This is a genomic window from Aminobacter sp. P4_H6_2 (assembly GCF_056400805.1).
In genome coordinates this window covers 1-8,001 of the sequence record NZ_JBFUKO010000222.1, presented here as the reverse complement: position 1 = coordinate 8,001, position 8,001 = coordinate 1, and the positions used below count along the sequence as shown (strand labels likewise).

General features: G+C 63.5%; 7 protein-coding genes. 4 read left to right on the top strand and 3 right to left on the bottom strand.

All coding sequences use genetic code 11. From position 1 onward, the window contains the following. Window positions 1–112: 112 nt before the first annotated feature. Complete coding sequence (locus tag AC1DUU_RS16530) at window positions 113–1,189, top strand: HlyD family secretion protein (RefSeq protein ID WP_476784497.1); 1,077 nt, start codon at window positions 113–115, stop codon at window positions 1,187–1,189. A gap of 64 nt (window positions 1,190–1,253) precedes the next feature. Here the strand turns inward: AC1DUU_RS16530 and AC1DUU_RS16525 are convergent, their stop codons facing one another. Then, the gene (locus tag AC1DUU_RS16525) at window positions 1,254–1,943 is read right to left on the bottom strand and encodes a TetR/AcrR family transcriptional regulator (protein ID WP_476784496.1); all 690 of its coding nucleotides are present in this window, start codon (window positions 1,941–1,943) and stop codon (window positions 1,254–1,256) included. A gap of 196 nt (window positions 1,944–2,139) precedes the next feature. Here AC1DUU_RS16525 and AC1DUU_RS16520 point away from each other — a divergent pair, with 196 nt between their 5' ends. Then, window positions 2,140–2,628, top strand: coding sequence for a RidA family protein (locus AC1DUU_RS16520; protein WP_476784495.1), 489 nt, complete (start codon window positions 2,140–2,142; stop codon window positions 2,626–2,628). Between the two features lie 77 nt (window positions 2,629–2,705). Here the strand turns inward: AC1DUU_RS16520 and AC1DUU_RS16515 are convergent, their stop codons facing one another. After that, window positions 2,706–3,719 (bottom strand): amino acid ABC transporter substrate-binding protein, encoded by a 1,014-nt coding sequence (locus tag AC1DUU_RS16515; RefSeq protein WP_476784494.1) that lies wholly within the window; start codon window positions 3,717–3,719, stop codon window positions 2,706–2,708. A 116-nt stretch (window positions 3,720–3,835) separates the two neighbouring features. Continuing rightward, the gene (locus tag AC1DUU_RS16510) at window positions 3,836–6,892 is read right to left on the bottom strand and encodes an aminotransferase class III-fold pyridoxal phosphate-dependent enzyme (protein WP_476784493.1); all 3,057 of its coding nucleotides are present in this window, start codon (window positions 6,890–6,892) and stop codon (window positions 3,836–3,838) included. Window positions 6,893–7,022: 130 nt separating this feature from the next. Between AC1DUU_RS16510 and AC1DUU_RS16505 the strand changes: the two genes are divergently transcribed. Together AC1DUU_RS16505 and AC1DUU_RS16500 are read left to right on the top strand one after the other, a co-directional pair. Next, the gene (locus AC1DUU_RS16505; RefSeq protein ID WP_476784492.1) at window positions 7,023–7,460 is read left to right on the top strand and encodes an Lrp/AsnC family transcriptional regulator; all 438 of its coding nucleotides are present in this window, start codon (window positions 7,023–7,025) and stop codon (window positions 7,458–7,460) included. Window positions 7,461–7,546: 86 nt separating this feature from the next. Continuing rightward, window positions 7,547–8,001: peptide deformylase (locus AC1DUU_RS16500; RefSeq protein WP_476784491.1), on the top strand; the 455-nt coding region annotated here is incomplete at its 3' end.

Sequence of the window (8,001 nt, the reverse complement as noted above, 5' to 3'; positions counted from 1 at the left end):
GATCACGGCAATCGCTCTCGCGCTGCTGTTCTTGCTCTTTGCCCACATCGCCGTCGTCGCCGTCCGCAACCGGATGGCCGCTCCCACACTCCAAGCCACCACGTGAACCGCCATGCTATCGAAAAGTCTCCACCTGCTCCGCTCCGCTAGCACGCTGCTGGCCATCGTGCTTGGCATCGCCGGGCTGACGCTGATCCTCTATGTCTGGCAATTGCCGCCCTTCAAGAGTTCTGTCGAGGTCACCGAGAACGCCTATGTGCGGGGACAGGCGACCATCCTGGCACCACAGCTTTCGGGCTATATCGCCGAAGTGGCGGTGCAGGATTTCCAGGATGTCAAGGCAGGCCAGCTTATGGTCCAGATCGACGACCGCATCTTCGTGCAGAAGCTTGAGCAGGCACGCGCGACGCTGGCCGCGCAGCAGGCCGCATTGGCCAATTCGGAGCAGCAGCGGCACTCGGCCGAAGCGCGGGTCAAGTCGGCCGAGGCGCAAATCGGGTCCGCCAAGGTTGCCTATGACAACGCGCAGTCCAGCTGGGGCCGGATCGAGCCGCTGCTCGAGCGCGGCGTGTCAACGCTGAGCGAGGCCGACAAGGTGCGCACGGCACTCGAACAGGCGCGCGCCGCCAACAGTCAGGCAGAAGCGGCAGCCGAGGTGTCACGCCAGGACCTGCAGTCGACCATCGTCGGGCGCCAGTCGCTTGAGGCTGCCGTCGCAGGCGCCGAGGCTTCCGTGCATCTCGCCGAGATCGACCTCAAGAACACGCGCATTGTCGCACCCGAAGACGGGCGGCTCGGCGAGGTTGGCGCACGCCTTGGCCAATATGTGGCGCCGGGAACGCAGCTGATGGCCCTGGTGCCCAAGCGCACCTGGGTGATGGCCAATTTCAAGGAAACCCAGCTTGCCAACATGGAGGTCGGCCAGCCGGTGACCTTCACCGTCGACGCGCTCGGCCATGCCACGCTGACCGGCCATGTCGAGCGTTTCGCACCGGCGACGGGCTCTGAGTTCAGCGTGCTCAGACCAGACAACGCCACCGGCAACTTCACCAAAGTGGCGCAGCGCCTGCCGGTGCGCATCAGCATCGACCCCGGCCAGGCGCTAGCCGAACAGCTGTCGCCCGGCATGTCGGTGGTGGTCAGCCTCGACACGCGTTCACAGCCAACGGCCGAAGCGGCGGCGCGCTAGACTAAAATCGCGCCAGCCAGGTGAAACGCATAAGCGGACCGGGAGCCAAAGCTACAGTTCAGCCTCATCTTGGAAACAGGCCATCGAGCAGGAAGCCGAGGCCTTTTTGGAAGGCGCCATCCCAATCATCATCCAACAGCAGCCGGGAGCGTTCGATTGTCGGGTGGCTGAGACGTGCAAGGCGCTGCTGTGCAGCGGCCTTGTCGTCGTCCGAGAGGTCGAAGCTCGCCCGGGTGATGGTGGCGCCCATCACAAAGTTCCACAGCGACCATATCGCGGCATTCATATCCGCGTCCGCCACACCGGCCCTGGACAAGATCTTGCTCAGCAGTTCCAGCCGACCGAGAATGCTCGGGCCGAGCGCCCGGCGCGGCAACAGCGATGCCGACCAGGGATGGCGCAGCATGCTGGCGCGCCAGTCTTCGAGCATATGAACGACATCTCCGCGCCAGTCTTGAGACTGAGCGATTTGCGGCGATGCGCGATATTCGAGCACATGGTCGAGCACCAGATCAAAGACATCCTCTTTGTTGTCGACGTGCCAGTATAGGCTCATCACGCCCGAGCCGAGGCGATCGGCCAGCCGACGCATCGTCAACCCGTCGAGACCTTGAGCGTCCAGCAGTTCTACCGCTGTTGCAACGATACGTTCCCGGGAGAGAGGTGGTTCACTGCGCCGCTCCTGCTCGGGCTGAGGTCCTTCACTTGTCCGTTGAGACCGTTTGCTTCGGGCGCCGCTAGGTTTGGCTGCCATTCGTCTTCCTCGCTGGTCGGAACCACGTTTTTGGCAGGCAACGTCAGGAATGTCGATGCGCGGCGATTGACTCGTACACCGTACCATACAATGTATCGCACATTGTGCGAGTCATCGCATGGGCAATGGGGCGAAGTTCGATCATGCCGGCCGCGAGGCAATGTTCCTCGCAGCCCGCGGAGCCCGAGAGAAAATCATGTCACGCGCAATCAAGCATCTGCTTATCGGAGGACTCATCATCATGACCATGGCAGTTCCGACTGCGGCGACAGCTAAAGAAAGTGATCGCAAGCTGACCATCGTCAATCCACCAAACCTCTACGACCCGTCGCCGAACGGCTACAGCACGGCGGTGATCGTGCCCGGCCAAGGCCAGGTGGCCTACATCTCCGGACAGGGCGGCCAAGACAGCACGGGAGGCTTGTCGCCCGACTTCGCTGTCCAGGTTAAGCAGGCCTACGCAAACTTGCGCACCGCCCTCGATGCGCTTGGGACAAGGCCGGATCAGGTCGCCAAGCTCACGGTGTTCGTGGTCGATCACGACATGTCCAAGCTTGGGGTACTGACCCAGAACGTCAAGGAAATGTTCGGCGAAGCGCTGCCGGCACAGACATTGATCCCGGTGCCCAGATTGGCGGTCGACGGCATGCTGTTTGAAGTGGAGGCCGTAGCTGTGCTTGACTAGCGGGTTCTTGGCCCGGTCGCGAGAAAGGCAAAAGAAGCGGGGTCGCGCGGGCGCGCGACCCCGTAGCGTTTGAAGTCTCAGCGCACCGGCGGGGCGTACATCAGGCCGCCGGCGTTCCACAAGGCGTTGATGCCACGGTCGATCTTGAGCTCGCTCGACTGACCAAGGTTGCGCTCGAAGATTTCGCCGTAATTGCCGACTGTCGAAACGACGTTGTAGGCCCAGCGCGGATCGAGCCCGAGCTGCAGGCCGCTGTCGCCTTCAGCACCGAGGAAGCGCTTGATTGCTGGATTGACCGAGGTCAGGCCGGCTTTGGCGTTGTCTTTCTTGATGCCGAGTTCTTCAGCCTCGACGAGCGCAAACAGCGTCCAGCGCACGATGTTGAACCATTTGTCGTCGCCCTGGCGCACGGCAGGTCCAAGCGGCTCCTTGGAGATGATCTCGGGCAGCACGGTGTAGGCGGCCGGATCGGTGAGCTTYAGGCGCTGGGCGTAAAGGGCGGAGGCATCGGTGGTGTAGACATCGCAGCGGCCGCCGTCGAAAGCCTTGATGATACCGTCGGCGGAATCGATGACGACGGGCTCGTATTTCAGCTTGTTGGCGCTGAAATAGTCGGCGACGTTCTGCTCGGTGGTGGTGCCCTGCTCGGCGCAGACGGTGGCGCCGGAAAGCTTGAGCGCGCTGTCGACGCCGAGGTCCTTGCGGATCATGAAGCCCTGGCCGTCATAATAGGCGGTGCCGACGAAGTGGATGCCCAAGCTGGCATCGCGTGACAAGGTCCAGGTGGTCTGACGCGACAGCAGGTCGACGCCGCCCGACTGCAGCGCGGTGAAACGCTCCTTGGTGGAGAGCGGGACGTAGCTCACCTTTTCCGGATCGCCGAGCACGGCAGCCGCCACGGCGCGGCAAAAGTCGATGTCGAAGCCGGACCATTTGCCGGAACCGTCAGGCGCCGAAAAGCCGGTGACGCCCTGGCTGACGCCGCAAGTGACCTTGCCGCGCTCCTTGACGATGTCGAGGGTGTCGGCTGATGCCGGTGCGGCCATTACGGCCGAGCCGAGCAGAAGTGCTGTGATGCACGTATATTTCATGTCTTCCTCCCTTGGTGTTTCGAGGCAAAGCCTAGGCTTGCCGCCGGCGCGTAAACGCCGGAAGTTGGTGAAATCCTCTGTGGTGAAGTCCCTCCGCGCGAGCCCGCGCGGGTCTGCTATGCCCCTTCGGCCAGCACCGCTGCGAAGGTTTCTTCCAAAACGCCGACAAGATGATCGGCATTGGCCCGGCTGAAGATCATCGGCGGGCGCATCTTCAGCACGTTGTCATGTGGCCCTTCGGTGCCGATCAAAACGCCGCGCGCCCGCGCCCCGTCATTGACCTTGCGGGCGAATGCTGTGGCCGGCGCCTTGGTCTTGCGGTCGGTGACCAGCTCGATGCCGAGGAACAGGCCCTGGCCCCTGACATCGCCGATGATCTCGTAGCGCGCCTGCATCTCCCTGAAGCGCGAAACCAGGTAGGCACCGATCTCTGCGGCATTCGCTAGCAGGCCGTCGCGCTCGATCACGTCGAGCACGGCAAGGCCCGCAGCGCACGACACCGGGTTGCCGCCGAAGGTGTTGAAATACTCCATGCCGTTGTTGAAGGAGGCGGCGATTTCCTTGGTGGTGACTAAGGCTGCCATCGGGTGGCCGTTGCCGATCGGCTTGCCCATGGTGACAATGTCGGGGGTGACGCCTTGGGTTTCGAACGCCCACCAATGCGAGCCGACGCGGCCAAAGCCGACCTGGACCTCGTCGGCGACGCAAATGCCGCCAGCGGCGCGCACCATGGCGTAGACTTCCCTGAGGTAGCCCTCAGGCAGGAAGACCTGGCCGGCGACGCTGGGGATGGATTCGGCCAGGAATAGGCCGGGCGCGCGGCCTTGTTTGGCCATGTCGGCGATCTGCTCGGCAATGCTTTCGGCAAAGCGTTTGGCGTGCTCCTCGACCGGCCAGTCCTCGGGCGCGCGATAGCTGTCTGGAATGGTCGCCTCGAAGACATGGGCGGGCCGGCCCTTGCCGCCCTTCCGCTTGTATTTGTAGGGACTGAGATCGATCAGCTCCTGGGTGGTGCCGTGATAGCCCCAGTCGAGCACGATAGCCTCGCTGTGGCCCGTATGGGTGCGCGCCATGCGCAGCATCAGTGAATTGGCCTCGCTGCCTGAACAGGCGAAGGACGCAACCGACAGTCCCTCGGGCAAGGTCGCTGTCAGGCGCTCGGCGTAGGTGACGATACCGTCGTGCAGATAGCGCGTGTTGGTGTTGAGCCTGGCAGCCTGTCGGGCGATGGCCTCGACGACGTCGGGGTGGGCGTGGCCGAGATGGCAGACATTGTTGAAGCAGTCGAGATAGGCGCGGCCGCGGTCGTCGATCAGCCAGGCGCCTTCGCCGCGCACGAACTTGATCGGCTCGGAATAGGAGATCGACAGGTTGGGCAGAAGCGAGTTTTTCCGCGCCGCGACGATCTCCGGACGCGTCCGGCCGGTCTGGACAAAGGTTTCGGGCGGGATGCCGGCAAGGTCGGCGGCATCGGGGAACAGCTCGCGCCAAACATCGAGATAACGCGCTTCTCCGACGCCGAGGATGTCGCGGGCGGCGAGGTCGGGATCAGCGGAGATCTGGAAATGCAGATGCGGCGCCCAACCGCCATTTTCTGCCGGCACGCCCATTTCGCCGACGAGTTCGCCTGCTTGGAGGTGCTGGCCGGCTTTAAGCCGCCTCGCCGCTTCATGGCCGAGATGGCCCCACAGCGTGACGAAGGGCGGGCAGCCCTGTGGTTCATGAAGGAGAGCAACGAGGCAGCCATAACCGAGCGGGTCTTCTTCGATCTCCAYGCTTTTCACTATGGCGGCCAGCGGGGTGAACACCCTGGTGCCGGCGGGCATGAACAAATCGAGGCCGAGGTGATGGACCCGGCGCGCGCCTTCGACGAAACGCGACCAGAAAATGTCTGAAGTGTAGACCGTGCGCGCCTCGCCCCATGGGCCGATGCCGAGCGCCACACCATTTTCGGCGCAAAAGGCATCCCACCAGGCGGTGGCTTTCTCGGGCTGCTGTCCAGCGGAGGTGACGGTCATCGGATGGGCCGGATCGCCATAGGGCACCAGTGCCTTGACCAGCGTCGCCGGATGGCGCTCGAGGATCGGTGCCAGGCTCTTGCGGTTGGCACTGATCCAGCAGGCGATGGCACCAGCTCCAGGCGCAGCATCAAAACCGCAGGCGTGGCGCAGGATGGCGGTGGCGAACCTACGATTCATCGCACCGAGACGGCGCAGCAACCGCCAGGCCGGCGCTTCTGATATGGCGAGATAGGGATTGTCGCCTGTCTTTTCCTTGCGCGCGGCAGACAAGGTGACGCTGATGACCAGCCGCATGGCGATGAGGTCGAAGAGGACGTCGAGCTCGTCTTCACGCAGCGGATATTCGGCATGGAAGCCGGCTGCCAACGTTGCGGCGGCACCGATCGGGTCTTCGACGTCGAGGATCGAATAGGCGCAAGCGACGGCCACTTCGGCGATCAAAGGCGAATAAAGCGCGTCGCCGAAATCGATGATGCCGGCGATGCGGTCGCGGCCATCCTCATCGACCAGCACGTTCCAGTCGTTGGCGTCGTTGTGGATGACCTGCGCGCGCAAACCGGCGAGACGGGGAGCTACCTCCGCATCGAAATGATCGAGCAGGCGCCGTAGAAGTGCGCGGTCTTCGGCGTCAGGGATATGTGGCAGGCGCTGGCGCGCGGCACCGGCTTGGCGAATATCCCAGTCGAACGAGCGCAAGGCGCCGGGATGAATGAAGCCCTGCAGCGCGCGGTCGAGTCGGCCAAGCGCTGAACCCAGGTTTGCCAGGAGTTCGGGCGTGCGCTCGACCTCGGCCAGCGGCAAGCCGGGCAGCCAGGATACCAGCCGCAACGCGTGGCGCTCGCTACCAACACCAGCGGCCTCAGCGAGCGGCGTGCCGTTTTGCGAAATCTTGAGTCGGGGTGCCACGACGTCCGGGCTGGTGCGCGCCAGGTGATCGAGCAACGCGACCTGGAATTCGCTCTCGCTGGCGGGCTCGCTGGCATTGACGATCTTGAGGATCCACAGGGCGCCATCCTCGGCCGAAAGCTTGAAGTTCTGATCGCGTTCGCTGTCGAGCGCGGTGACGCGGCCGCTGACGCCGAAATGGCTCGCGGCCAAATCGGCGGCCTCTCCAAAAGAGAATGCGGGCGCGGGATGGGTCACGTCGGTCATGGGCTATCCGAATTTGCTGGTATTGAAGCTTGGCACGGGCCGAAAAATCGGGCATCCGGCAAAGCGTCGGTTGCACCGGCACTATGACTGCATGGACCGGCACTTTAACGGCACGGATCGGAACCAGGCGATGAAGGAACTCGACGCCAAGGACAGGGACATTCTGGGCATCCTGTCGAAGGAAGCGCRCATCCCGCTGAAGACCTTGGCCGGGCGCATCGGGCTCTCCCGAAGTGCGACCAGCGAACGCGTCGCGGCACTGGAAAAGACCGGCGTCATCCGCGGCTACCGCGCCGATATCGGCCAGATGGATAGCAATTTGGTGTMGGCATTCCTGATGGTGACGCTGGTCAGCACGCCGTCGATGGGGGTGCTCGACCAGCTGGCGCGCTACTCGGAGGTGCGGCGGGTGTCGTCTGTCACCGGCCAGCTCGACCTGATGGTCGAGGTCGAAGTGCCGTCCATCGACCGGTTGAACACGCTGCGCGACATCATCGCCACGCATCATAGCGTGCAGGATCTGACGACGCTGATCGTGCTGCGCCGTGATATCGAGCGGCGAGAATGAATGGCACCGGCTCGCGGCGCCACTGATGTTTGATCATTGTTTCTGGCCAGTGAACTGTACGACCAGCGGCAAGACGGAGAAGAAACGTGACGATCCGACAAATCGTGAAATATCCCGACCCTCGGCTGCGCCTCGTCGCCGAACATATCACCGTCTTCGACCAAAGCCTTCGCGAGCTCGCCGCCGATCTGCTCGACACGATGCGCGCGGCACCCGGCATCGGCATCACCGCGCCGCATATCGGCATGGCCAAGCGGGTCGTCGTGCTCCAGCTGGAAGGCGCCGATAGCGCGCGGACCTACGTCAATCCGAAGATCATCTGGGCGTCAGACGACATGCTGATGCATACCGAAGGCAGCGTGTCGATGCCGGGCGTGACGGAGGAGATCAGGCGGCATGCGCGGGTTCGCGTCAGCTATCAGGATCTCAACGGCGTCGAGCGGACTGAGGAGGCCGATGGGCTGCTCGCGGTGTGCCACCAGCACGAGATCGACCAGCTCGACGGGATCTTCTGGATCCAGAGATTGTCGAAGCTGAAGCG

What these genes read in the sequence shown, in the direction of transcription:
- AC1DUU_RS16530 (WP_476784497.1), top strand. Translation starts at nt 113, where the DNA reads ATGCTATCGAAAAGTCTCCACCTGCTCCGCTCCGCTAGCACGCTGCTG.
- AC1DUU_RS16525 (WP_476784496.1), bottom strand. Translation starts at nt 1,943, where the DNA reads ATGGCAGCCAAACCTAGCGGCGCCCGAAGCAAACGGTCTCAACGGACA.
- AC1DUU_RS16520 (WP_476784495.1), top strand. Translation starts at nt 2,140, where the DNA reads ATGTCACGCGCAATCAAGCATCTGCTTATCGGAGGACTCATCATCATG.